Raw genomic sequence first — 22,148 nt, forward strand, 5'->3', positions numbered from 1 at the left:
GGTGCCAGTGGAAGCTAAGGGGGACCCCGTCATCGACCGAATCACGCTCACCGGGCTCACGGCCACCGGCTTTCACGGTGTCTTCCCGCAGGAACGCCGCGAGGGTCAACCCTTCGTCGTCGACGTCGAACTGGAGTTGACCGTTGACACCGTCAGCGACCAACTGGCCAACACCGTGAACTACGCCGAGATCGCCGCAGATGTCGAAGCCGTCGTCACCGGCGAACCGCGAAATCTCATTGAGACCGTCGCAGGCGAGATTGCGGACAGGTGCCTCAGCCATGGGAGAGTGGACCGGGTCACGGTTACGGTGCACAAGCCCAAGGCCCCCATCAACCAGACCTTCACGGACGTATCCGTCACGATCAGCAGGAGCAGACATGTCTAACGGCCCCTTCGAAATCGATGTCGACACCCTCGGCAACCTGCGCCCCATCTCCAAGGTGGTGCTCAGCCTGGGTTCGAACCTCGGTGACTCGGCCGCAATCCTCCAGGAAGCAGTTGATTTCCTCGCGGAGACGCCTGACCTGATCCTCGTCGATGTGTCGCCCGTCTACCAGAGCGAACTGGTGGGGGAGGGCCCGGACCAGAGCGATTTCCTCAACATGGTGGTGGTGGCCGAGTCCACCCTCGAGCCGCTCACCATCCTGGACCGCTGCCTGGCGATCGAGGAGAACTTCGGCCGCAGCCGCGAGGTCCGCAACGGCCCCCGCACGCTCGACATCGACATCATCATGGTGGGCAAGCGCATCTCCGAGGGAGACATCGAGCTGCCCCACCCCCGCGCCCACGAGCGCGCCTTCGTCCTCGTTCCGTGGCACGACGTGGACCCGAACGGCGAGATCGCAGGTCACGGCCCCATCGCTGAACTGCTGGACGACATCGATGTCAGCGTGCTCACGCCGCGCCGCGACATCACGATCCAAGCCAACACTGGCTTTTGAGCAGCAGGGAACCCAGGCCAAAGCTGGGGTTGACCACACCTCGCCAGGCCGTCGTGTCTGTCCTGTCCGGGGCGGTGATCTTCGCCCTGGTCATCCTCGGGTTCGAGGCCGCCGGCCATTTCCCACCTGTGGTGCCCTGGTCCGTGCCCATCATGCTGGTCGGCCTGGCCCTGGCCGTGGCCATCTACAGCAGGGCCCTGCCCAAGCGGATCGAGGAGAAGCGCCTCGCGCCGCAGGAGGGCCTGGCCGCCCTCGCCGTCGGCAAGTCGATGATCATGACCGGTGCGTTGTTCGCCGGTGGGCACATCGTCTATGTGATGCGCTACCTCTCCCAGCTGGACGCGGCATTGCCGTCGGCCCGCGTGATCCAGGGCAGCGCCACCATCGTCGCCGCCCTCCTCCTGGCCGGCGCCGGCGCGCTGTTGGAGCGGGCGTGCGTCATCCACGACGACGACGATGACGAGGACAAGCCCGACGGAGCCTCGCCCTCGCCGGCCTGAGATAGCAGCCCGCGGCACGACGCACTGAAAACACCGCAACATGCCCGTTTCAATACACGGGTGTTTGTTCGAGCGTACCTACAATGGGCGCCATGGTTGGTCGTCGCGCAGCTCACAAGTCCTCAGAGCGCACTATTGCACTCACAATTCTCGCCGTCGGCACCGTTGTCTCGCTCGCCTCGATGGCGGGCAACGTCTGGCTGGTGCGTGCGGGGGTCATCGTCGCTGTCCTCATGGCGGTCGCTGCGGTCTACGTGGTGTGGCGTCAGCTCAGCTTCGAGCGGGTGCTGCACTCAGAGGAACTCAAGCATGAGGTGGATCTGCGCTCGCAACAGGCGGACCGGCACCACGCCGAATCCGTCGCGATGATCGAGCGGTACAACGCCCGTGCAGACAACCTCAAGGCGGTCATCGCGAAGCTGCGTGGCCAGCTGGGAGCCGCCAAGTCGGAGCTCAGCTCCATGCGCGGCAACAGCGTCTGGCTGCGTGCCGAGGTGGCGGAGCGGCAGGCCCGCATCGTCGCCCTGGAGAAGCGCATCGCGGACCTGGAGGCGGAGCGCGCCGAGCGTCAGGCCGAGAACACCGCCAACATCGTCGAACTCCCCAGCCGCGCGCTGCACCCCAGCATCGACGACATCTGGGGCGAGGACGAGCACCCCACCATGGTGGACATCGCCAAGCTCAACCTCGACGTACTGCCGGACCTGCGCAGGCACGCCTGAGAGGCGCAGCCCCGCCCTACTTGTCCAGATCCCCGATGGAGTAGCCCAATGAGGCTATGACGTCGGGGATCTGTGCTGTGGTGGCGCCCTCGAGGGCCTTTCCCAGTGCCGAGACGTTGGCGAACGACGGTGTGCGCAGCGCCACCCGCCAGGGCGTCTGCCCGCCCCGCGAGTTCATCAGGCACGAGGCGATTCCCCACGGTGCCTCGATGTCAGTGCTGTGCTGACCCTCCGGCACCCGGAGGCGACGAGAGAGTTTGATGTTGACCTCTCCAGGCGTCTGGGCGGCCAGGGCGAGGGCCACGCGGATCATGTCGACGGAGGTCCCCACCTCGTCGATCAGCACCCCGAGGCGGGCCTCGGCGTCGCCGGCGGTTCGGGTGTGGACGGGGCGGAAGACGCTCCCGTAAGCGAGGTAGCCGTCGGCTCGCCGATCCGGGTCGAATCCGGCGGCCCGTGCCACCGGGCCGGTCAACCCGAATCCGAGGCACGCGGACTGGTCGAGAATGCCCAGACCGGAGAACCGGCTGGTCCGGTCGAGGATCGCGCGGAGGTCTGCAGAGAGCCGGGCAACGTCGTCCAACAGTTCGTCCAGGGTGGCGAGCCATCCGTCGGGGGCATCTGTGGCGAGGCCGCCCACCCGGTTCAGCATGGGGTGGACCCGGTTGCCGGTCCAGGCGAGGAAGCGGCTGCGGATCTCCTCGACCACCCGCCACAGACGCTCATTCGGCTCCGTGCCGGATGACAAATAGCTGAGAAATGAAAGGTGGGAGTGAATGCGGGCCAATTCCGCGAGGAGGGTGCGGAGAATGATTGCCCGCGGCGGCGCGCTGAGGCGCATCGCATTCTCCAGCGTGAGGGTCAACGACAATTCACCGCTGAATGCCGCGAGCCAATCGTGCCTGTCCCCGAGCATGATCATGGCCCGGTAATCCCGCACCTCGAAGAGCTTCTCCGCGCCCCGGTGGCCGTAACCGCTGGTCACATCTGCGGCGACGATACGATCGGCCTCCGTATCCACGGCGAGCGTGATCAGGCCGGCACTCGTGGGGTGGCGTGGACCCAGGGTGATCGGTTGGTGGTCAGGGAATGCGAGCCCGCCAACGCTGTATCTCGTGGAATTCACGGTGGCACCCTCTATTCATAGACCCGACCGAAGCGCTAATCTGCTGGCTATCCTAGCTTTCACCGGATACATCTAATAAGGAGATTTCAATGGCCCGACTGGTCCGCGTGGTTCACATCGACGACTTCGACGGCGCCGAGGGGGCTAAGCCGGTGGAATTCTCTATCGGTGGAGACGCTTACACGATCGATCTCACGCCTGAAAACGAAGAGGCGCTGCGGGAACTGCTCGCCCCCTACATCGCCAAGGCGGACAAGGTCGGCCGTCGGCGTGCCTCCTCCGGTCGCGGTGGTGCCAAGAAGGTGACCAACTCGGACGTGCGCGACTGGGCTCGCGCCAACGGGTACAAGGTCTCCGACCGTGGCCGGATCGCAGCCGACATCGTCGCCGCGTACGAAGCCGCCAACTGATCTCCCGGCGGTGTACCACCGCCGGGCACCCTGGTCCATCCGCGGCTCTGTTCGCCGCGGGAGAAGCGTAGGACCTTTGTTCCTCTCCAAGCGTTAGTAAGCTTGAGACTCAAGTTGCCTCCGTGCGCGTCGCGCGGCAACGGGAAGGGAAGAAGTTCTTATGTTCGAACGGTTCACGGACCGAGCCCGCCGCGTGATAGTGCTGGCGCAGGACGAGGCTAAGCTGCTCAACCACAACTTCATCGGCACGGAGCACATTCTGCTCGGCCTCATCCACGAGGGCGAGGGCGTGGCTGCCAAGGCTCTGGAATCGCTGGGCATCGCCCTCGAGGCCGTGCGTGACCAGGTCGAGGAGATCATCGGCCAGGGTCAGCAGGTGCCGACGGGGCACATCCCGTTCACGCCGCGCGCCAAGAAGGTGCTCGAGCTCTCGCTCCGCGAGGCTCTGCAGATGAACCACAACTACATCGGTACCGAGCACATCCTGCTCGGCCTCATCCGCGAAGGCGAAGGTGTGGCCGCCCAGGTGCTGATCAAGCTCGGTGCTGATCTCAGCCGCGTGCGCAACACCGTGCTGCAGCTCATCACCGGCTACCAGGGACGCGAGTCCTCCATGTCCGGTGCGCCCGAGACCGGCGCGGAGAAGTCCAGCTCGCAGGTGCTGGACCAGTTCGGCCGCAACCTCACGCAGGCTGCGCGCGAGAACCAGCTGGACCCGGTGATCGGCCGCGTGCACGAGATCGAGCGCGTCATGACGGTGCTCAGCCGCCGCACCAAGAACAACCCGGTGCTGATCGGTGAGCCCGGCGTCGGCAAGACTGCCGTCGTCGAGGGCCTGGCCCAGGCAATCGTCCGTGGTGACGTGCCCGAGACGCTGCGCGACAAGCAGATCTACACGCTGGATCTGGGTGCGCTGGTCGCCGGCTCCCGCTACCGCGGTGACTTCGAGGAACGCCTGAAGAAGGTGCTCAAGGAGATCAAGACCCGCGGCGACATCATGCTGTTCATCGACGAGATCCACACGCTCGTCGGCGCCGGCGCGGCCGAGGGTGCCATCGACGCAGCGTCGATCCTGAAGCCCATGCTGGCGCGCGGTGAGCTGCAGACCATCGGTGCCACCACACTCGACGAGTACCGCAAGCACATCGAGAAGGACGCCGCGCTGGAGCGCCGGTTCCAGCCCATCCAGGTTGCCGAGCCCTCCGTCGCGCTGACCATCGACATCCTCAAGGGTCTGCGCGACCGCTACGAGGCCCACCACCGCATCACGATCACCGACGAGGCCCTGGCGGCCGCGGCCACCATGGCGGACCGCTACATCCAGGACAGGTTCCTGCCGGACAAGGCCATCGACCTGATCGACGAGGCCGGCGCGCGCCTGCGCATCCAGCGGATGACCGCCCCACCGGACCTGCGTGAGTTCGACGAGATGATAGCTGCCAACAAGAGGGAGAAGGACTCCGCGATCGACGCGCAGGACTTCGAGAAGGCAGCCCGTCTCCGCGACGAGGAGCAGAAGCTCCGGGCGCAGCGTGCGGAGAAGGAGGAGGCCTGGAAGCAGGGCGATTCGGACATCCCCGCCGTCGTCGGTGAGGAGGAGATCGCGGTGGTGCTCTCCGGCTCCACCGGCATCCCGGTGTTCAAGCTGACGGAGGAGGAGTCCCAGCGGTTGCTTCGCATGGAGGACGAGATCGGCAAGCGGATCATCGGCCAGAGCGACGCGGTGCACGCACTGTCGCGCTCCATCCGACGCACCCGCGCAGGCCTCAAGGACCCGAAGCGTCCCAGCGGCTCGTTCATCTTCGCCGGCCCCTCGGGCGTCGGCAAGACCGAGCTGACCAAGGCGCTCACGGAGTTCCTGTTCGGCGACGAGGACGCGCTCATCACGCTCGACATGTCTGAATACTCCGAGAAGCACACCGCCTCCCGGATGTTCGGCTCGCCCCCCGGCTACGTCGGCTACGAGGAGGGCGGCCAGCTCACGGAGAAGGTGCGCCGCAAGCCGTTCTCCGTCGTGCTGTTCGACGAGATCGAGAAGGCCCACCCGGACATCTTCAACTCGCTCCTGCAGATCCTCGACGAGGGTCGCCTCACGGATGCGCAGGGCAGGGTCGTGGACTTCAAGAACACGGTCATCGTGATGACGACGAACCTCGGTTCGCGCGACATCTCGAAGTCGGTCAACCTGGGATTTTCCCGGGCCGACGACCATGGCTCGAGCTACGAGAAGATGAAGAACAAGGTGTCGGACGAGCTCAAGCAGCACTTCCGCCCCGAGTTCCTCAACCGCGTGGACGAGATCGTCGTGTTCCACCAGCTTCCGCAGGAGGACATCGAGCGGATCGTCGACCTGATGGTCGCCCAGATCGAGGGCCGCCTGAAGGACAAGGACATGGGCATCGAGCTCACGTCCGCGGCCAAGACGCTGATCGCCAAGCGGGGCTTCGACCCCGTGCTGGGTGCCCGCCCGCTGCGTCGTGCCCTGCAGCGCGACATCGAGGACATCCTCGCCGAGAAGATTCTCTTCGGTGACCTGACCGCCGGTCAGATCGTCCTGGTGGATGTCGCGGAAGAGGGATCGGAACTGCCGTTCTCGTTCACCGGCGTCGCCAAGTCCGCCGTCGAGGAACTGGAACCGGCGAAGACCGCGGAGTAAGCGTCCGCACAGACGACGTGGGGTGGGTCCGAAAGGGCCCACCCCACGCTGCGTTCCTGCCCGCCTCACGGGGGCGGGATGATGCCCACCCGCACGGCGGCGACGGCGGCCTCGGCCCGCCCGCGTACCCCGAGCTTGCGGTAGATGGCGCTGGTGTGGTGCATCACGGTCTTCGGCGAGAGGACCAGCCGCTCGGCGATCTCCTTGTTGCGGTGACCGCTCACCAGAAGGCGTAGCACGTCGCGCTCGCGGGCGGTCAGCTCGCTCGGCGGTGAGAAGGCGGGTGCCTCCGCGGCACCGGGGTTCGCGATCCGGAGCACGTAATCGACCGCCTCCGCCGCGGCGCTCTCCAGTGAGAGGTACGTGCCCTCCTCGGCGCATCGGTCGAACTCGTTCTCGCCCAACGAGGCACTGGCCATCGCCACCGCCTCGTAGTACTGGGTCTGCAGCACCGAGGGAAGCGCGCCGAGGATGAGTTCGTTCCACTGGAGCAGCGAGCCGTGCAACCGGGCCGCAACCCTGGGGTGCCCCATCCGGGCGGCCAGCCGCAGCGTCAGCAGCACGTGGGGTACCAGGGCGTTGCCGTTGCGGTTACGGGCGACGAGCCGGTAGCGCGCGATGAGCCAGGGCGCGGAGCTGGCCGGGTCTGCCGTAGAGAGCGCCTGAACCGCCAGGAGGACCAGAGTGAAGGACTCCAGGCGCCGGTCTCCCAGGTCGCGGGCGAGCGCCAGGGCCCGTCGCAGCGCCGGCAGGCCGCCGGGAGAATCAGGTGTGGTCGAGGGCAGCCGCCCGAGCAGCAGGGCGCTGTAGATCATCGCCTTCTGGTCCCCGGCCTGTTCGGCCCGCTGCCAGGCGGACATGGCGATGTCGGTGGCACCCTTGTGGTCGCCGAGCACGTGGCGGATGGTGGCGACACCGAACTCGAAGCGGGCCCGCCAGCCGTCCAGTCCGAGGCGCGTCGCGATCTCGAGACCGTCAGCGGCGGCCTTGCCGGCGCGGTCGTAGTCGCGCAGCACCCCCAGGGTCAGGACTTCGGCCAGGCGCGGGAACAGCAGGTCCTCAGGACGCCCCAGGGCCTCCGCTATCGCCACCCCCGTGTTGAGGTTCTTCTGGATGCGTGGCACCCGTTGGACCGCGTCGGAGGTGAACGACTCGATGAGGGCCAGCCACGTAAAACCGTCGAGCTTCACCTCCAGGGGAGTGTCGGCCCTCTTCAGGAGGCGGTACAGGACGTCGCCGATGATGTCCTCGTCGCCCCGGCGGTCCGCCTCCGGCAGGAGGTCGACGGCGAGCCGCGCCGCCATCGGCGGGTTGACCGCCTCCAGCTCGTGGACGGCCCCCCTGGCGGCATCGTAGGTGGAGGCCAGCAGAGCGATGGCCGACAGGTCGTCGCCGCCTGAACGGTGGAGGGCCGCCTGCCGGGCGATGGCTGCGTACTGCTCGGGGCCCACCGGCGCGCCGTCCTCCGACGACGCCCGGGGCGGTTGTCGGTGGTCCACGGGGCCGAGGGAGAGGGACGCGAGAAGGGCGCCGCCGAGGCGGTGCTGGGACACAGCGAGCACGGTCACGCCTTCGCGTTCCGCGGCGGCCGCGGTCTGGGCCTCGCGGCCCGCGAGGTTCTCGGCGTGGTGTGCGACGAGGAGTTCCGGCTCCCACATGGAGGACCGCCCTGGTGCCGAGGTTCGGCGGGCCGGGAGCCTGCGCATCGCGGTGAGGACCCGAGCCAGTGCCTGATCGGCGTCGAGCGTGGTCAGGTCGACGTGGGAGGGCTCGCGGTACTGGCTGGTCAACCGCTGCAGGGCCCCCAGGATGAGGGTGGAACGGTCAGCTGCTGCGCCTCCGCTGACGCACACCACCCCCGGCGACAGCCGCGCGAGGACGGCGACCAGCCGATCTGCCATCTGTGGTGACATGCCCCCGCACCTTCCGCGCCCATCCGGCACCGTTCGGGCCAATCTTATCCCCGGGTACCGCTGCGGGGGCAGGGGCCCGAAACTAATTTACGCGTGCGGCGGTGCCGGTTGCGGCGTCCACCATCGCCCGAGCGGCGTCCACCACGGAGGGAATCAGCTTCTCAGGCGGAAATCCCTGATCAATCTGCACGAACGCCGCCTGGAGGATGCCTCGGGTCAGCGCGACGTTGAGCCGGACCAGGTCAGGGTCTTTCAGCAGCGCGCGCCAGGCGCTGATGAGCGAGGCGCGCAGCACGGTGTGGGCCTGGTCCGCGATGGCGGAGGTGACCTTGGAGGCGCCCGGCTGCTGGGCCATCTGCATGAGCCACCCGTGACCGCTGCTGGCGGCCTCCTCGAGGTTGGCCCGCACCCAGGCGACAACCTGGTCCCCGGGGTCCGTCACTTCGGCGACGGCATCACCGACCGTCTTGGACCACAGGGGGAGGTAGCGGGCCACGACCATGCCGCGCAGGTCGTCGATGCTGTCCACGTAGCGGTAGATGCTGTTGCGCGCGATGCCCGCGTCCTGCGTCACCTTCCCAGCGGTGAGGGGTAGCCCGGCGCGGAGCAGCGCCTCGGCTGCGTCGAGGAGTTTGACCTCAACCTGCGCGCGGTGCTCCGCGACGGAGGCAGCGGCGATCTTCGGCATGGCGACATTGTGTCACGCCGGAACGATCGCGCCCCCGACCAGGGTCACCCGAACTGAGAGCGTGTCGAGTTTCGACGGCGAGGCCACCGTCGCCGTCTGGCCGTCGGGCAGCAGCACCTTCACCTCGACGTCGTCGATGGTGAGCGTCTGGTCGACGACCTGCAGTTCGACACCGTGCGGATCCAACTGGAGCGAGGCTGGGCCGATGCCCAGCAGCTCGCCCGTGGCCAGGCTGCCCGTCCAGCCCAGGCGGCGTGCCTCGGCCTCGACGACGAACGCGCGGTAGCCCAGGAAGGCGGCCACCTGCCTGTTGTGCGGCCGCTCCCGCAGGGTCTCGGGGGAGGCCAGCTGGAGCAGCCGGCCCTCGTCGAGCACGGCCACGAAGTCCGCGATGGTGTACGCCTCCTGGTGGTCGTGGGTGACGTAGACGGCGGTGGTGTGGGTCTCGCGCAGGATCCTGGCGAGGTCGTCAGCCAGCCGGCGGCGCAGACCGGTGTCGAGCGCGGAGAGGGGCTCATCGAGGAGGAGGGCCCGTGGCGACGGGGCCAACGAGCGGGCCAGCGCCACCCGCTGGGCCTGGCCTCCGGACAGTTCGGTGGTCCGGCGGCTGCCGTAGCCTGCCAGGCCGACGAGTTCGAGCATCTCCTCCACGCGCTCGTACTGCTCCGGCTTGGGGAGTCTGCCCAGGCCGTAGGCGATGTTGCGGGCCACGTTCATCGTCGGGAACAGTTGGCCGTCCTGGAACACCAGGCCGAAGTTGCGCTTGTGCACCTTCACGGGGGCGAGGTCCTCGCCGTCCCAGAGGATGGCCCCCGACGAGAGGGGTTGCAGGCCGGCGATGGCCCGCAGCAGCGTCGACTTGCCGGATCCGGACGCGCCCAGCAGCGCCACGATCGTGCCCGGCTCCACCCGGAGCGACACGTCGTCGACGGCGACCGTGCGGCCGTAACGGACCGACACATCGCGTACTTCCAGACCGGTCACCACGCGGCCACCTCCTTCGGCCGCAGGCGTTCGGCGGCGGCCATCGTGATCCCTGCCAATCCTGCCAGCACCACGGAGGCGGCCAGCGCCACGCCGTAGTTCTCTGCGCCCGGGCGGCCGAACAGCCGGAAGATCAACACAGGCAGCGTCGGGTTGTCCGGCCGGGCCAGGAAACTCGTGGCACCGAACTCACCCAGCGAGGTGGCGAAGGCGAACCCCACCGCCAGGCCCACCGCCCGGCCGAGATGGGGCAGCTCGATGCGGCGCACCACCTGCCAGGGCGTGGAGCCCAGCGTGGCCGCGGCCTCGAGTTGGCGGGGGTCGATGGCGCGCAGGGTGGGCAGCAGTGTGCGGACCACGAGCGGCAGGGCGACGACGGCCTGGGCCACGGGGATGAGCACGATGCTGGAGCGGAGGTCCAGCGGCGGCCGGTTCAGCGTGATCAGATAGCCGAAGCCCACGGTGACGGCGGACACGCCCAGCGGCAGCAGGAACAGCGACTCCACCACGGCCAGTGCGGATCTGCCCGCCGCGCGTCGGGGTCGCCTGGAGGCGACGAGCGCCACGAGCAGCCCGAGGGTCACGGCGATGGCCGTCGCTGCGATGGCTGTGACCAGTGAGGTGCGGAGTGCTGCCCACACGCTCACTCCGGCGCCGCCCTCGGCGGCGAGTTGCAGGTAGTTGACGACGGTGAACCCACCGTCGCGGTGCAGTGAGCGCCACGCGAGGTTGGCGAGGGGGAGGCCGAGCAGCACCACGGCCACGGCCACCGTCAGGCCGAGCGCCAGGCCGTCGCGGCGCAGGGAGAGGCCGCGCTCCGAGTCGACGTCGGGTTGCAGCCTCAGGGCGCGGGTCATGCGGGCCTGGGCGCGGCCGCTCAACCAGAGAGCGGCGGACACGATGATGAGTTGGGTGATCGACAGGGCGGCGGCGGACGGCAGGTCGAGGAGCTGGGTGGTGAGGAACCAGATCTCGGTCTCGATGGTGCGGTACCGGGTCTGGCCCAGCACCATCACGATGCCGTAGCTGGAGGCGCTGAACAGGAACACCAGGGACGCGCCGGAAACGATCGCCGGCGTCAGCGCCGGCAGCGTCACGGTGCGCAGTGTGCGGAGGGGAGAGGCACCCAGCGTGCCGGCGGCCTGGGCCAGGCGCGGGTCGAGGCGCGCCCAGAGGGTGCCCACCGTGCGCACGATCACGGAGTAGTTGAAGAACACCATCGCAGCGAGGATGGCGGCCGGGGTGCCGCTCAGGCCGAGCCAGCCGAGGAGCCCGTCGGGGCGCAGCAGCGAGCCGAATGCGACGCCCACCACCACCGTGGGCAGCACGAAGGGGATGGTGATGAGGGCGCGCAAGGTGTCGCGGCCACGGAACCGGCAGCGGTAGAGGAGGTAGGCGCCCGGCAACCCGAGCACCAGACACAGCAGCGTGGAGGCGGTGGCGGAGCCGAGGGTGAACCAGATGGCCCCCCAGGTGCGGCGGGAGCCGAAGACTGAGCTGAAACCCTCGAGCGTCCATGAGGTGTCGTCGTGGAAGCCCCGCAGCACGAGCGCGGACGCGGGCCACGCGAAGAAGAGCGTCAGGAAGGCGGCCGGGACGAGCGCCGTCAGCGCCCATCCCAGCCGCCAGCCCAGGGTCGACCTCACCCCATGGCCTCGGTCCAGTCACGGATCCACTGGTCGCGGTTCGCGTCGATCTCTTCGGGGGAGACCTCCACCGGCGACGGCGCCAGCGGCGCGAAACGGGCCCATTCCCCGGGCAGTTCGGTGTCGGTCACCGCGGGGTACATGTACATCTCGGTGGGGAAGACGCTCTGCACCTCGGGGCTGAGGAGGAAGTCGATGAAGGCGCGGGCGCCCTCCTCGTTCTGGGCACCGGCGAGGACGCCGGCGTACTCGACCTGACGGAAGCACGTGTCCAGCAGCGCCTCGGTGGTGGATTCGTCCCCGTCCACGGTGTACGCGGGGGAGGTGGCGTAGCTCAGCACCAGCGGGCGGGGTCCTGCGCCGTCGGCGCCCGAGAAGTCCGTGTAGTAGGCCTCGGTCCAACCCGAGGCGACCTTCAGGCCGTTGTCCGCCAGGGCGGACCAGTAGTCGAGCCAGCCGTCGCCCTTCTCGCCGATGGTGGCGAGCAGGAAGGCCAGGCCCGGCGAGGAGGACGCCGGGTGGGTCACGACCAGGAGGTCCTTGTATTCAGGCTTGAGGAGGTCGTCGAGGGTGGCCGGGATCGCCACGTCGTGCTCGACGAACCAGCGCTTGTCGGCGTTGATGCACACGTCGCCGAAGTCGATGGGCGTGAGGCCCTCGGTGGCCATGGGCTCGGCCTCCTCGGGAAGGGCCTCAGACTCGTAACCGGAGAGGACACCCTCCTCCGCGGCGCGCGAGGCGTAGGTGTTGTCGATGCCGAACACCACGTCGCCGAGCGGCGAATCCTTGGTGAGGATCAGCTGGTTGACGAGGGTGCCGCTGTCGCCGGGCTGGACGTAGGTCACGTCCAGACCCGATTCCTCGGCGAACCTGGCCTTGAGGTCGTCCGGCAGGCTGAACGAATCGTGGGTCACCACAGTCAGGGTCGACGACGAGGTGACCGCCTCGGACGTCTCGCCCGCAGGGCTGTCCGTGCCCCCCGGCGTGGCGGCGCCGCCGCAGGCCGCCAGCGCCAACACGGCGGTGCCCGCGATGGCCGAGTGTGCGAAGAACTTCATGTCCGCTCCTTCAAGAGGAGGGCTCGGCGGATGCCGAGGAGAATTCCCAACTCCCTACGCCGGTGCTAACCGGATCAGGTTTGAGGGTCTGCGGCCTCCCGCACTCTCAGCGCCCCGGTGGCGCTCCCCTGTGTTCGGCGTCCACCATAGCGCAGCCCCGGAACCGCCAAGTAGAGGTTTCGGCGCGGAGGCGCCCCTTGCTCAGGAACCGCTGGATTCGGTGATCCGCAACAGGGCATCGCGGATCTGGCGAGCACGGCGCGGACCGATCCCGTCGATCTCCATCAACTGCGACACGGAAGCCCCGAACATCTCCTGCAGCGTGTATCGGCCAACCAGCTTCGACACCATCGGCGCCGGCAGGCGACCCACGCGCGAGAGGAGCCGCACGCCGCGCGTCTCCAGGCTCTGTTCCAGGTTCGCGTTGGCCCCGAACCCCAGCCGCTCCGCCACCAGGCCGCCGCTGAAGAGTTCCTCGGGAGAGAAGTTGTGCAGGGCCAGCAGGTCGAATTCCGAGGGGTCCGCCAGGTTGTGCGCGTAGTCCTCCGTCAGCAGATCCGCGACCCCCTCGAAGTGGCTGGCCAGTTCCGTGTGCTGCAGCGCGACCATCCTCCCCTCGACCCCGAGGATGTCCACATGGAACTGCATCTCGGTGGACAACCTGCGGGTGAGTTCCAGGCGGTGCGCCACGTGCGTCAGGTCGCGCAGGGTGACCTGCTCGCCGATCTCGAGCAGCGTGAACTGCTCCATCTGGTCTGTGAGCCGCGTGACGACGCGCGACAGGGTGGCCAGCGTCTGATTCGCCCGGCTGATCACCTGGGGTACGGTCTCGACGGGATGGCGGCGGCCGCCCAGGAAGAGGGAGACGGTGCTCATCGAGGCCGATACGGTGACCACCGGCACGCCGGCCGACTGGGCGGTGCGGTCCGCGGACCGGTGCCTGGTGCCGGTCTCGGCCGTGGGCAGGTCGCCCTCCGGCACCAGGTGCACGCCGGCGGCGACGATCCGGCTGAGGTCGTTGGAGAGGATGATCGCCCCGTCGAGCTTCGCGAGTTCGCGGAGGTTCTGCTCGGTGCAGTCGACGCCGAGTTGGAAGCCGCCCGAGCACACCTGCTGGACCTTCGTGTTGTTGCCGAGCACGATGAGGGCGCCGGTGCGGCCGAGCAGGATGCGATCCAGGCCCCCGCGCAGCTGGGTGCCCGGCGCGAGCAACCGCAGATAGCGGCGGATGGCGGACCTTGGCACCTGGACTCCTTACGTCGGGGTCAGTCTACGGGGGCGTCGTCGTACAGCTTGCGGCGCCTGTCACGGCGCTTGACGCGTCGGACCGGCGGCCGGTCCTCGAAGAGGATCCCGACCACCATGACGAGGCCTCCGATGGCGGCGATGAGGAAGAAGATCGCGCCCAGCGCCGGGTAGCCCAGGAGGCGGGGGCCGACGTCGGCGACCATCAGCAGTGCGGCGGCCACGGTGATCGCAGCCAGGATCAGCGCGACCGACAGCCGGTTGGCCACCTGGTGCAGCACCATGTGGAGCCGGTCCTCGTCCACGGCGTTGATGTTGAAGCTCAACTCGCCTTCGGCCAGGGAGTCGAGGATGCGGTTCGCGCGGCGGGGCAGTCGTTCGATGAACTCCTTGCCCTCCAGCCCGCTCAGCAGCGTCTGGCCGGCGCTCGGGCTGAAGCCGGCGCGGAGGATGGTGGAGACGTTGGCCCGGATGGCCTCGATGGGCGTGAAGCCCGGGTCCAGGTGCTGCGTCGCCTGATCAAGGTTCAGCAGCGCCTTGCCCACCATCGTCATCTCGGCAGGAGGACGGAGGCCGTGTTCCCCGGAGAGCCGGGCCAGTTCCATCAGCACGGTGCCGGCCTGAAGATCCGGGCCCATGGCGAGCGTGGAGGACACGAGGTGGGTGACGGAGTCGCGGAAGGCCGCCGCGTCGTAGTCCTCCAGCGGGTGGCCCATCCCGGCCAGCACCATGGCCGCGGCCTCGCCGTCGGCGTCGCCGATGGCCACCAGGAGCTTCACCAGCGACGTCCGCACCCGCGCGGGCAGGCGCACGACCATGCCCACGTCGAGGATGGCGATGCGGTGGTCCGGGGTGAGGAACAAGTTGCCGGGGTGCGGATCGGCGTGGAGGATGCCGTCGACCAGCATGGCCTTCAGCATGAAATGGAACAGCGAACCTGCCAGCGCCGGGCCGTCGACGTCGAGCAGTTCGATCTTGCCGACGTCGGTGATCTTCTTCCCCGGCATCAACTCGAGCGTGAGCACGTCGTCGGTGGAGTAGTCGTCGATGGGGGTGGGCACCACGAGGTCACGCTCGTCCTCGGCGAGGTCCGCGAACAGGCGCAGGTTCGCCGCCTCCTTGCGGTAGTCCAGCTCGTCGGCCATGGAGCGCCGGAACTGCGCCAGCATCCGCGCGGCGCCGAGCCGGGGCCCGACGGGCGTGTTGTGGTCCACGAAATCTGCCAGGCCTGCGAGGGAATCCAGGTCGTTGCGCACCCGGTCGCGCACGCCGGGGCGCAACACCTTCACGACGACGTCGCGGCCGGACTTCGTCACCCCCCGGTGCACCTGCGCGAGGGAGGCGGCGGCGATCGGCACGTCGTCGAACTCCGAGAACATCGCGTTCACGGGCGCGCCCAGCGACTCCTCGATGCGCGCGCGAATCTGTTCGACGGGCACCACTTCGACGTCGTCCTGCAGCCGGCTGAGCTCGTCGGTGTAGACGGCGGGCAGCAGGTCGCGCCGCGTGGAGAGGAGTTGCCCGAACTTGATGAAGGTGGGGCCCATCTCCTCGAGCGACCGCGTGAAGTTGCGCGCGTCCTCTGCCGTCTTGTTGCCGTCCGGCGAGTCACCCGGGATCTCTGAGCTCTGCGTGCTGAAGGCGCCCATATGGCGCACCAGCAGCGTGCCCAACCGGGTGATCATGGCCATGTCCGGCATCGTTGCTCCCTGTCCCTGGTTCTGCCCACAGCGTAGTCGACCTCGGTTTCGCCGGTTGACCTTCACGCGACGTGAGGCTTTACGTTCTGAGGCATGACACGAAATGCCCAGACCCTGATCAACCAGCTCGATTCCCCCGTCGGCACCGACCGTCGCATGGCCGCGCTGGCTCTCGGGTCCATCAAGGACCCCGCCGTCGTCCCGGCGCTGCTGGCGCACCTGAAGACGGAGACCGACGGACGCGTGCGGGAGGACCTCACGTGGGCCGTCGTGCAGCACGCCGACGAGGCGAACGACGAGATCCTCGCCATGCTGCAGAGCGACTCCGAGCACGTCCGTTTCACCGGCGCCCACGTGGTGAGCAAGGTGGGCAACCCGGAGCACTTCGAGCACGTCCGTGGGCTGGTGGCGGACCCGCACAAGGACGTCGCACTCAAGGCGTACCGGGCCGCTGCCAACACGGGCGGCCATCTGGCCGCCGGTGACCTGGCAGCGCGTCTGGGTGACGGCGACGACTGGCAGCGCGACGCGCTGAGTGACGCCTTCCGCAAGCTGGGCGAGGGTGGTGTGGCCGCACTGGTGGCACGGCTGACCGACGAGTCGACGGCCGTGCGTGAGCACGCCGCCGAGGCGCTCGGCTACGTCGGCGGACCCGAGGCGGACAGCGCCGCTGAAGCCCTGGAAAAGGCAACGGCCGACGAGGACGCCGACGTGCGGCTCGCCGCCGTCTCCGCGCTCGGTCAACTGGGCTACGCCTCTGACGAAGCCCTGGCCCGCGTGGCTGAGGGCGACGACCGCTCGCTCGCGGCCGTCGCGCGTCGCTTCCTCGAGGAGCGGGTGCACAACCCCTCCTGAGCTCCCGTGGCCGCCGGGGCCCGTCGGTCAATCCGACAGGCCCCGGTCAGCCGCCGAGATGCTTGGGCTGGACGGGTGTGAACGGCACCGCGCCGAGGTCCTCGGTGCCGTCCTCGTCGATGTCGTCGTCAAGGTCGTCGTCGTCCTCCGCATCCAGGATGGTGCCGGTGTCGGAATCGATCGCCGGATCGTCCTCGAGTTCGTCGGCGATCTCCTCGTCCGAGCGGCGGGGGTCCTCCGCTCCCGTGTCCGGGTCCTGCGCCTTCACGCCGGGGAGGGGAGTGATGTCCTCTGGGAGCTGGCCGCTGCCGTGGTACTGGTCGCTGTTCATTGCCGTCCTCCTGTTTCGGGTGATCGACGCTACCAGCCGGGGCGCTCAATCGGCGGTCAGCGGCGACGCGACGTGGGGGCGGCGGGCTAGGGCAACCCGAGCAACCGCCGCGCCACCAACCGGGTGCGATCGTCCGTCGACGAGGCCTGCTCCGCCATGGCGTCGGTCGCCTCCGGTTCGGGTCGTTCGCCCAGCGCCAGCAGGGCGGCCAAACGCGCCTCAGGATCGGCATCGTGCAGCCCGGCGATGAGCACCGGCACGTCGGCCGGGTCCCTGTGGCCCGCTAGGGCCTCCATGGCGTGCAGCCGCATGACGGCCGACGCGTCCGCGGCAGCGTCCCTGAGCAACCAGCCTGCTTCGGGGATGCGCCCGAGGCTCCGGGTCGCCTCCTCACGCACCGCGCCGCGCTCGTCGGTGAGCAGCGGCACCAACAGCCCGGCCGCCGCCTCGCCGCCGACCTGTCCCAGCCCGAATGCAGCCTTGGCGGCGACCGCCTCGGAGTCGTCGAGGGCGAGTTGCCCCAGCGTCGCGATCCCCGCCGGGTCACGGAGTTTGCCCAGCAGGTGGGCCAGCGACTGGCGTGCCCGCTCGTCGCCGTCCCTGAGCGACGCGATGGCGTTCATCACGACCGCGCCGCGGTGGACCAGCGCCCAGGTGGCCGCTTCCCTGACACCCGGCTCCGGATCTGAGCGCAGCCTCTCCACGAGGTCTTCGACGGCCGCCGCTCCCTGCTCGGTGAGCGCGGCCCGGAACCGCACGTTGGGGTCCTCGTGCTGGAGCTGCTCGCCCAACGACAGCACGTCGAGCACGTCGTCCCACCCGGTCTCCGCCGCTGCGCGCAGCCGCTGGAGCCGGGCCAGCCGCTCCTGCTCTTCGCCGATGCGCGCCTCGACGGCGACGATGTGGCGCCCGATCAGCTCAGCCGCATCCGTGCCGGGGTCGTCCAGCACCTGCCGAACCTCGTCCAGGCTGAGCCCCAGCGACTTGAGGTGCTGAACAGCCAGCAGCCGCTCCATATCCTCCGGCGAGTACAACCGGTAATCAGAGAAGGAACGCCCGCTGGGCACCAGCAGACCGAGCGCGTCGTAGTGCCGCAACGTGCGGTGCGTCAGGCCGGTGAGGCGTGACACCTCGCCGATGCGGAGCCACTCAGTCACGGCCGGCCAGCTCGGTCAGAGCCCCGAGGATGATGTCGAGGTGGGTGTCGATGCTGTCGGCTGCTGACCGGGCAGCTGCGTCGCCGCGGCCGTAGGGATCCGGCACGTCGTCAGCGGTGTCCGAGGTGCGGTGCCTCCAGAGATGCTCCGTGACGCCCGCGAGCGTGGCCGACTCCGGCAGGGACGCGAGTTCGCGGGCGATGTGCCCGATGACGAACACCTTGGGGCCCAGCGCCGGCCAACTGTCGAGGATGTAGCGGCGGTGGTCTGCGGCCATGGCGATCACCAGGTCTGCCTCTTCGAGCATGGCCCGGGTCAGTTGCCGCGCCCGGTGGTTGGAGGAGTCGCCGTCCACGACGCGTGCCGCCATGGGTGGGTCGATCTCGTGCCCGACGAGGGCCCGGATCCCTGCCGAGGTGAAGCTGAGGCCTGGCACCCTGCGCGCGCGGGCGACGACATCGGCATAGGCCGAGCGGCAGATGTTGGCCGTGCAGACGAACACGACCGTGTAGGGCCTGCCGAGCGCCCTCTCCGCTGCGGTACCGGCCTCCGGGGTGACCGGCAACGGTGTGGACTTGGCCCCGGGCACCTTGTCGATGAGGCCCAGCCATGCGTTGTCCGGTCTGAAGCCGGTGGCCTTGATCTTATCGAGCTTCAGCAGGGCGGAGGCCGGCGCGTCGCCAGCGGGCGAACTGTGCACCAGAGCGGGATCTGCACCGACGATCTGGAACACCCGCTGGGCCACCTGCGCCCAGCTCACCGACCGGCCATCACCGGTCAGGTTGTAGACGCCGGAAGCGGCCCCCGTCCGGAGGAGGTGGATGATCCCGGCCGCGAGGTTGTCCGTGAAGGTCAACCGGCCGAAATGATCTCCCAGCACTGTGACGGACTGGTGGTGCCGGGCCCGGGCCGTCATGTCGCGGAGGAACCCCTCATCCGGGTCCATCACCCGGCCGGTCCGGATGATCAGGTGGCGGGGGACCGTCGCGGCGATCAGTTCGCCGGCGGCCAGCGCCTGCCCGTGCGGATGACCGAGGTCCAGCGCGTCGGTTTCACCGTGCTCGGGACCCGGGCCTTGCAGGGCCGCGTCGGCCGAGATGTGCACGTAGCGCAGCCGGTGGGTGCGGGCGATCTCTCCGAGCCGGTGCGCCCGGCCCGTGGCCGACGACCATGTTTCCTCCCGCTCGAACTGGTCCGGGAGGCCAGTGGGCAGTCTGCCGGCGGCTCCGATGACGGTGTCGAAGGCCCAGAGGTCAACGGGCGCTGCCCCAGGATCCAAGGCGGAGGACGGCAGACCCACGGCCTGGGGGAGTTGGCGGGCCAGGGCCCTGCCCAACGACGTGTCGGTGCCGACGACGAGCGTGCGCCGTGGGGGCATCGGCATGGCGTCCTGCAGTAGCGGCAGCGAGGCATCGCGCTGGGCGACGAGCGCCCGGTCCCGAGAGATCGGCCACGGGATGTTCAGGGCCGGGTCGAAGAGGTTGGCGGTGGCGGACTGCTTGCGCGCGTCGGGGGTCCAGTGGTGTTCCAGCAGGTAGGAGAACGTGGTGCCGTCCTCCAGGACCTGATGGGCGTTGCCCACTCCGCGCGGCACGAACACGGCGACCGAGGTGTCCAGGTCGCAGCAGTAGGTGCGGCCGAAGGACTCGCCCGGCCTGAGGTCCACCCAGGCGCCCATGGCGCTTCCGCTGGTGAGCGTGATGAGCCTGTCCCAGGGCTCGGCGTGGAAGCCCCTCGTGACGCCGCGGTCCACGGTGTGGGTCACGTTCTGCTGCACCGGCCCGAAATCCGGCAACCCTGCCGCACTGAACGACGCACGGTGCCAGTTCTCCTTGAACCACCCGTCGTCGTTGTACTGCACGTTCAGGCGCAGTACCAACAGCCCCGGGATGGAGGTGGTGGTCTTCACGTGTGTTTGCCCTCCGTCTGCCGTCTGCGGCCCTCGTATCCTAGGCCGCGCCGCGCGGTGGCGGCGTGCGTATCCTGTCTCCACGGAAACCGTTCGTCCATGGCCGGGCGCGGTCAGGGCCGCCGGAGATCCAGTACCCCCAGGGCGTCTGCCAGAGTGGGGACCTCGACCACGCGCAGGTTCCCGAGCTTCGGCACGCGGGCCGTGACGTCGCGCGAGCCGGTGGGGATGAGTGCCAGCTCGAATCCGAGCCGGCCCGCCTCGGCGAGACGTCGCTCGGCTCCCGGCACCCGTCGGAGGTCTCCGGCCAAGCCAACCTCGCCCAGAGCGAGGAGCCGTTTGGGATAGTGCCTGTCAAGGGCGGCCGACGCGATGGCCACCGCCGCGGCGAGGTCTGCCGAGGGGTCTGTGACCCGGGCCCCGCCCACGGTTGAGGCGTAGACGTCGTGCGCCGACAGCGGGAGCCGGACCTTGCGCTCGAGGACGGCCAGCACCATGGCGATGCGGGAACCGTCGAGCCCGTGGGTGGTGCGGCGCGGCGACGACTGGGGAGAGGGTGCGATCAGCGCCTGGATCTCCGCCAGCAGGGGACGCCGTCCCTCGAGCGTGACCGTGACGCACGTGCCCGGCACCGGCTCGTTGTGCGCGGTGGTGAACAGCCCGGAGGGGTCCGGCACCTCGACGATGCCGTTCTCGCTCATCTCGAAGCAGCCCACCTCGTCTGCGGGGCCGTAGCGGTTCTTCGTGGCCCGCACCATGCGGAAACCTGAATGGCGGTCCCCTTCGAAGGTGAGCACCACGTCCACCAGGTGCTCCAGCGTGCGGGGACCGGCGATGCCGCCGTCCTTCGTGACGTGTCCCACGATGATGGCGGCCATGTTCTCGCGCTTGGCCACGCGGGCGATGGCCGCGGTGATCTCGCGGACCTGGCTGGGGCCGCCCGGTGCGCCGTCTGCGTCCGCAGCCGAGATGGTCTGCACCGAGTCGAGCACCAGCAGGGAGGGGCGCACCTGTTCCATGTGGCCCAGCACCGTGCCGAGGTCTGTCTCCGAGGCGAGGTACAGTTCGTCGTCGACTGCGCCGGTGCGCTCAGCGCGTAGCCGTACCTGGGACGCGGACTCCTCGCCGGAGATGTAGAGGGTCTTCTCACCGGAGCGGGCCCACTTGGCGGCGACGTCGAGCAGGAGCGTGGATTTGCCGACACCCGGCTCGCCGGCCAACAGGACGACCGCACCGGGAACGAGGCCGTCACCCAGCACGCGGTCGAGTTCCGCGATGGTGGTCAGCTTGCGCTGGGCCGAATCCGTGGGCACCTGCGAGATGGGCACCGCCTGCTGCATGGGCACGGAGGAGGCCACCGCGCGCAGCCGTGGCGCCCCGCGCTCGACCACTGTGCCCCAGGCCTGGCACTCGCCGCAGCGGCCGACCCAGCGCACGGACGTCCAGCCGCACTCGGTGCAGTTGTAGGTGTCCTGTTTCTTCGCCACGCGCTTGAGCCTAGGTCACGGCGCAGACAAAATCGGACGAGCCGTCGTCGGTGGCCCCACGAACTAGATGGTGACGGTGCCCTTGGAGGGGGTGTCGAACGTGACGGAGTTGAGGCCGGGGGTGCCGTTGGGCGACACCAGGTCCAGCTTGATGCCGTCGATCTGGTCCGCCACGTCCACGCCCAGCCATTCGGAGAGGCGGTCCGCTGAGCCGGAGATCTGCAGTTCCTTCAATGCGCAGTCGCCGTGGAGGGCGGCGGGGCGGAGCGAATCGTCCGACTTCCACTCGAGGAAGTAGGGGAGCTGCGGATCTGCGATGAGGCCGCGGATGCCGATCTGGACCCACTCGAGGCGGCGGCCGTCGGGGAACAGGCGCGAGCCCGGCACCGCGGAGCGGTCGAGGCGCTTCTCGTAGGGGGAGATGTCATTGACGCTCAGTACCCAGCCGAGCCAACCGCCGCCCATTTCGGAGCGGGCGCGGACAGCTTGGCCGAAGGCGGCCTTGTCGGCTGCGGGGTGGTCGAGCACCTCGACCACCTCGATGTAGCGGGCGTCCGCCAAGGGGATGATGTGGTTGCGCGTACCGAAGCGGGGGTGGAAACCGCCGTCCTTGTATTCGGTGCCCAGTGCGTCAGCCAGTCGTTCAGCCTCACCCTTGAGACCTGCTGGACCGGTTGCGAAGATCAAATGGTCGACGTGCATACCGACATTCTTCCCCTCGTGGGGGCGAAACGACTAATCGAGGCTTGCCCGGGGGGCCTTCAGCGCGGTGTCCGCGATCACGATCCCACGGGGGACCGGCGGGCTCTGTGTGCGC

Annotated in this window: 20 protein-coding genes and 1 riboswitch; of the genes, 7 read left to right on the forward strand and 13 right to left on the reverse strand. The window is 69.0% G+C overall.

Annotated features, from left to right (window positions below; translation table 11 throughout):
* Position 1: 1 nt before the first annotated feature.
* The 4 genes from folB (at position 2) to H5393_RS01325 (ending at position 2,166) form a co-directional block, all read left to right on the forward strand.
* Positions 2-388 (forward strand): dihydroneopterin aldolase, encoded by a 387-nt coding sequence (gene folB / locus H5393_RS01310; RefSeq protein ID WP_370585891.1) that lies wholly within the window; start codon positions 2-4, stop codon positions 386-388.
* On the forward strand, positions 381-944 hold the full coding sequence (folK, locus tag H5393_RS01315) for a 2-amino-4-hydroxy-6-hydroxymethyldihydropteridine diphosphokinase (protein ID WP_182764007.1): 564 nt from the start codon (positions 381-383) through the stop codon (positions 942-944). The genes folB and folK overlap by 8 nt, the downstream gene beginning before the upstream one ends.
* Before the next feature lie 29 nt (positions 945-973).
* Positions 974-1,444, forward strand: a complete 471-nt coding sequence (locus H5393_RS01320; RefSeq protein WP_182765216.1) for a DUF3180 family protein — start codon at positions 974-976, stop codon at positions 1,442-1,444.
* A gap of 92 nt (positions 1,445-1,536) precedes the next feature.
* Complete coding sequence (locus H5393_RS01325; RefSeq protein WP_182765217.1) at positions 1,537-2,166, forward strand: hypothetical protein; 630 nt, start codon at positions 1,537-1,539, stop codon at positions 2,164-2,166.
* 16 nt (positions 2,167-2,182) lie between these two features.
* Here the strand turns inward: H5393_RS01325 and H5393_RS01330 are convergent, their stop codons facing one another.
* Positions 2,183-3,292 (reverse strand): NADH-quinone oxidoreductase subunit D, encoded by a 1,110-nt coding sequence (locus tag H5393_RS01330; RefSeq protein ID WP_182764004.1) that lies wholly within the window; start codon positions 3,290-3,292, stop codon positions 2,183-2,185.
* A gap of 89 nt (positions 3,293-3,381) precedes the next feature.
* Here H5393_RS01330 and H5393_RS01335 point away from each other — a divergent pair, with 89 nt between their 5' ends.
* Together H5393_RS01335 and H5393_RS01340 are read left to right on the forward strand one after the other, a co-directional pair.
* The gene (locus H5393_RS01335) at positions 3,382-3,702 is read left to right on the forward strand and encodes an Lsr2 family protein (protein ID WP_182764003.1); all 321 of its coding nucleotides are present in this window, start codon (positions 3,382-3,384) and stop codon (positions 3,700-3,702) included.
* 160 nt (positions 3,703-3,862) lie between these two features.
* Entirely contained in the window at positions 3,863-6,358 is a 2,496-nt protein-coding gene (locus H5393_RS01340) for an ATP-dependent Clp protease ATP-binding subunit (RefSeq protein WP_182765218.1), read from the forward strand.
* 65 nt (positions 6,359-6,423) lie between these two features.
* On the opposite strand, the gene H5393_RS01345 is transcribed toward H5393_RS01340, so the two are convergent.
* From H5393_RS01345 to H5393_RS01375, 7 genes are all read right to left on the reverse strand, one after another.
* On the reverse strand, positions 6,424-8,271 hold the full coding sequence (locus tag H5393_RS01345) for a LuxR C-terminal-related transcriptional regulator (protein ID WP_182764001.1): 1,848 nt from the start codon (positions 8,269-8,271) through the stop codon (positions 6,424-6,426).
* 82 nt (positions 8,272-8,353) lie between these two features.
* A complete protein-coding gene (locus H5393_RS01350) occupies positions 8,354-8,959 on the reverse strand; it encodes a TetR/AcrR family transcriptional regulator (RefSeq protein ID WP_182764000.1) in 606 nt (201 codons plus the stop codon).
* Positions 8,960-8,971: 12 nt separating this feature from the next.
* A complete protein-coding gene (locus H5393_RS01355; RefSeq protein ID WP_370585892.1) occupies positions 8,972-9,946 on the reverse strand; it encodes an ABC transporter ATP-binding protein in 975 nt (324 codons plus the stop codon).
* The gene (locus tag H5393_RS01360; RefSeq protein ID WP_182765219.1) at positions 9,940-11,589 is read right to left on the reverse strand and encodes an iron ABC transporter permease; all 1,650 of its coding nucleotides are present in this window, start codon (positions 11,587-11,589) and stop codon (positions 9,940-9,942) included. Before H5393_RS01360 ends, H5393_RS01355 begins: the two co-directional genes overlap by 7 nt.
* Complete coding sequence (locus H5393_RS01365; RefSeq protein ID WP_182765220.1) at positions 11,586-12,647, reverse strand: thiamine ABC transporter substrate binding subunit; 1,062 nt, start codon at positions 12,645-12,647, stop codon at positions 11,586-11,588. Before H5393_RS01365 ends, H5393_RS01360 begins: the two co-directional genes overlap by 4 nt.
* A 33-nt stretch (positions 12,648-12,680) precedes the next feature.
* Positions 12,681-12,787: riboswitch (TPP riboswitch) on the reverse strand.
* Between the two features lie 61 nt (positions 12,788-12,848).
* Positions 12,849-13,892, reverse strand: a complete 1,044-nt coding sequence (gene disA / locus H5393_RS01370) for a DNA integrity scanning diadenylate cyclase DisA (RefSeq protein WP_182765221.1) — start codon at positions 13,890-13,892, stop codon at positions 12,849-12,851.
* A 20-nt stretch (positions 13,893-13,912) separates the two neighbouring features.
* A complete protein-coding gene (locus H5393_RS01375) occupies positions 13,913-15,583 on the reverse strand; it encodes an AarF/ABC1/UbiB kinase family protein (RefSeq protein WP_220488139.1) in 1,671 nt (556 codons plus the stop codon).
* A 102-nt stretch (positions 15,584-15,685) separates the two neighbouring features.
* Between H5393_RS01375 and H5393_RS01380 the strand changes: the two genes are divergently transcribed.
* Positions 15,686-16,447, forward strand: a complete 762-nt coding sequence (locus tag H5393_RS01380) for a HEAT repeat domain-containing protein (RefSeq protein WP_182765222.1) — start codon at positions 15,686-15,688, stop codon at positions 16,445-16,447.
* Positions 16,448-16,493: 46 nt separating this feature from the next.
* On the opposite strand, the gene H5393_RS01385 is transcribed toward H5393_RS01380, so the two are convergent.
* The 5 genes from H5393_RS01385 to H5393_RS01405 all read right to left on the reverse strand — a co-directional run bounded on the left by H5393_RS01385 (position 16,494) and on the right by H5393_RS01405 (position 22,033).
* A complete protein-coding gene (locus tag H5393_RS01385; RefSeq protein ID WP_182765223.1) occupies positions 16,494-16,778 on the reverse strand; it encodes a hypothetical protein in 285 nt (94 codons plus the stop codon).
* An 86-nt stretch (positions 16,779-16,864) separates the two neighbouring features.
* Positions 16,865-17,935 (reverse strand): HEAT repeat domain-containing protein, encoded by a 1,071-nt coding sequence (locus H5393_RS14780; protein WP_182765224.1) that lies wholly within the window; start codon positions 17,933-17,935, stop codon positions 16,865-16,867.
* Entirely contained in the window at positions 17,928-19,844 is a 1,917-nt protein-coding gene (locus H5393_RS01395; RefSeq protein ID WP_182765225.1) for a dTDP-4-dehydrorhamnose 3,5-epimerase family protein, read from the reverse strand. The genes H5393_RS14780 and H5393_RS01395 overlap by 8 nt, the downstream gene beginning before the upstream one ends.
* Before the next feature lie 113 nt (positions 19,845-19,957).
* Positions 19,958-21,331 carry a DNA repair protein RadA gene (radA, locus tag H5393_RS01400; RefSeq protein ID WP_182765226.1) on the reverse strand — a complete coding sequence of 458 codons (1,374 nt, stop codon included), beginning with the start codon at positions 21,329-21,331 and terminating at the stop codon, positions 19,958-19,960.
* Between the two features lie 63 nt (positions 21,332-21,394).
* On the reverse strand, positions 21,395-22,033 hold the full coding sequence (locus H5393_RS01405) for a VOC family protein (protein WP_182763991.1): 639 nt from the start codon (positions 22,031-22,033) through the stop codon (positions 21,395-21,397).
* Positions 22,034-22,148: the final 115 nt, after the last annotated feature.

The organism is Tessaracoccus sp. MC1756, from assembly GCF_014164735.1.
Classification (GTDB): domain Bacteria; phylum Actinomycetota; class Actinomycetes; order Propionibacteriales; family Propionibacteriaceae; genus Arachnia.

Bases quoted from the DNA above. Each gene is read 5' to 3' on its own strand.
- H5393_RS01325 (WP_182765217.1), top strand. From the start codon at position 1,537: ATGGTTGGTCGTCGCGCAGCTCACAAGTCCTCAGAGCGCACTATTGCA.
- H5393_RS01375 (WP_220488139.1), bottom strand. From the start codon at position 15,583: ATGGCCATGATCACCCGGTTGGGCACGCTGCTGGTGCGCCATATGGGC.
- H5393_RS01385 (WP_182765223.1), bottom strand. From the start codon at position 16,778: ATGAACAGCGACCAGTACCACGGCAGCGGCCAGCTCCCAGAGGACATC.
- folK (WP_182764007.1), top strand. From the start codon at position 381: ATGTCTAACGGCCCCTTCGAAATCGATGTCGACACCCTCGGCAACCTG.
- H5393_RS01380 (WP_182765222.1), top strand. From the start codon at position 15,686: ATGACACGAAATGCCCAGACCCTGATCAACCAGCTCGATTCCCCCGTC.
- H5393_RS01405 (WP_182763991.1), bottom strand. From the start codon at position 22,033: ATGCACGTCGACCATTTGATCTTCGCAACCGGTCCAGCAGGTCTCAAG.
- H5393_RS01350 (WP_182764000.1), bottom strand. From the start codon at position 8,959: ATGCCGAAGATCGCCGCTGCCTCCGTCGCGGAGCACCGCGCGCAGGTT.
- H5393_RS01345 (WP_182764001.1), bottom strand. From the start codon at position 8,271: ATGTCACCACAGATGGCAGATCGGCTGGTCGCCGTCCTCGCGCGGCTG.
- H5393_RS01335 (WP_182764003.1), top strand. From the start codon at position 3,382: ATGGCCCGACTGGTCCGCGTGGTTCACATCGACGACTTCGACGGCGCC.
- H5393_RS01365 (WP_182765220.1), bottom strand. From the start codon at position 12,647: ATGAAGTTCTTCGCACACTCGGCCATCGCGGGCACCGCCGTGTTGGCG.
- H5393_RS01340 (WP_182765218.1), top strand. From the start codon at position 3,863: ATGTTCGAACGGTTCACGGACCGAGCCCGCCGCGTGATAGTGCTGGCG.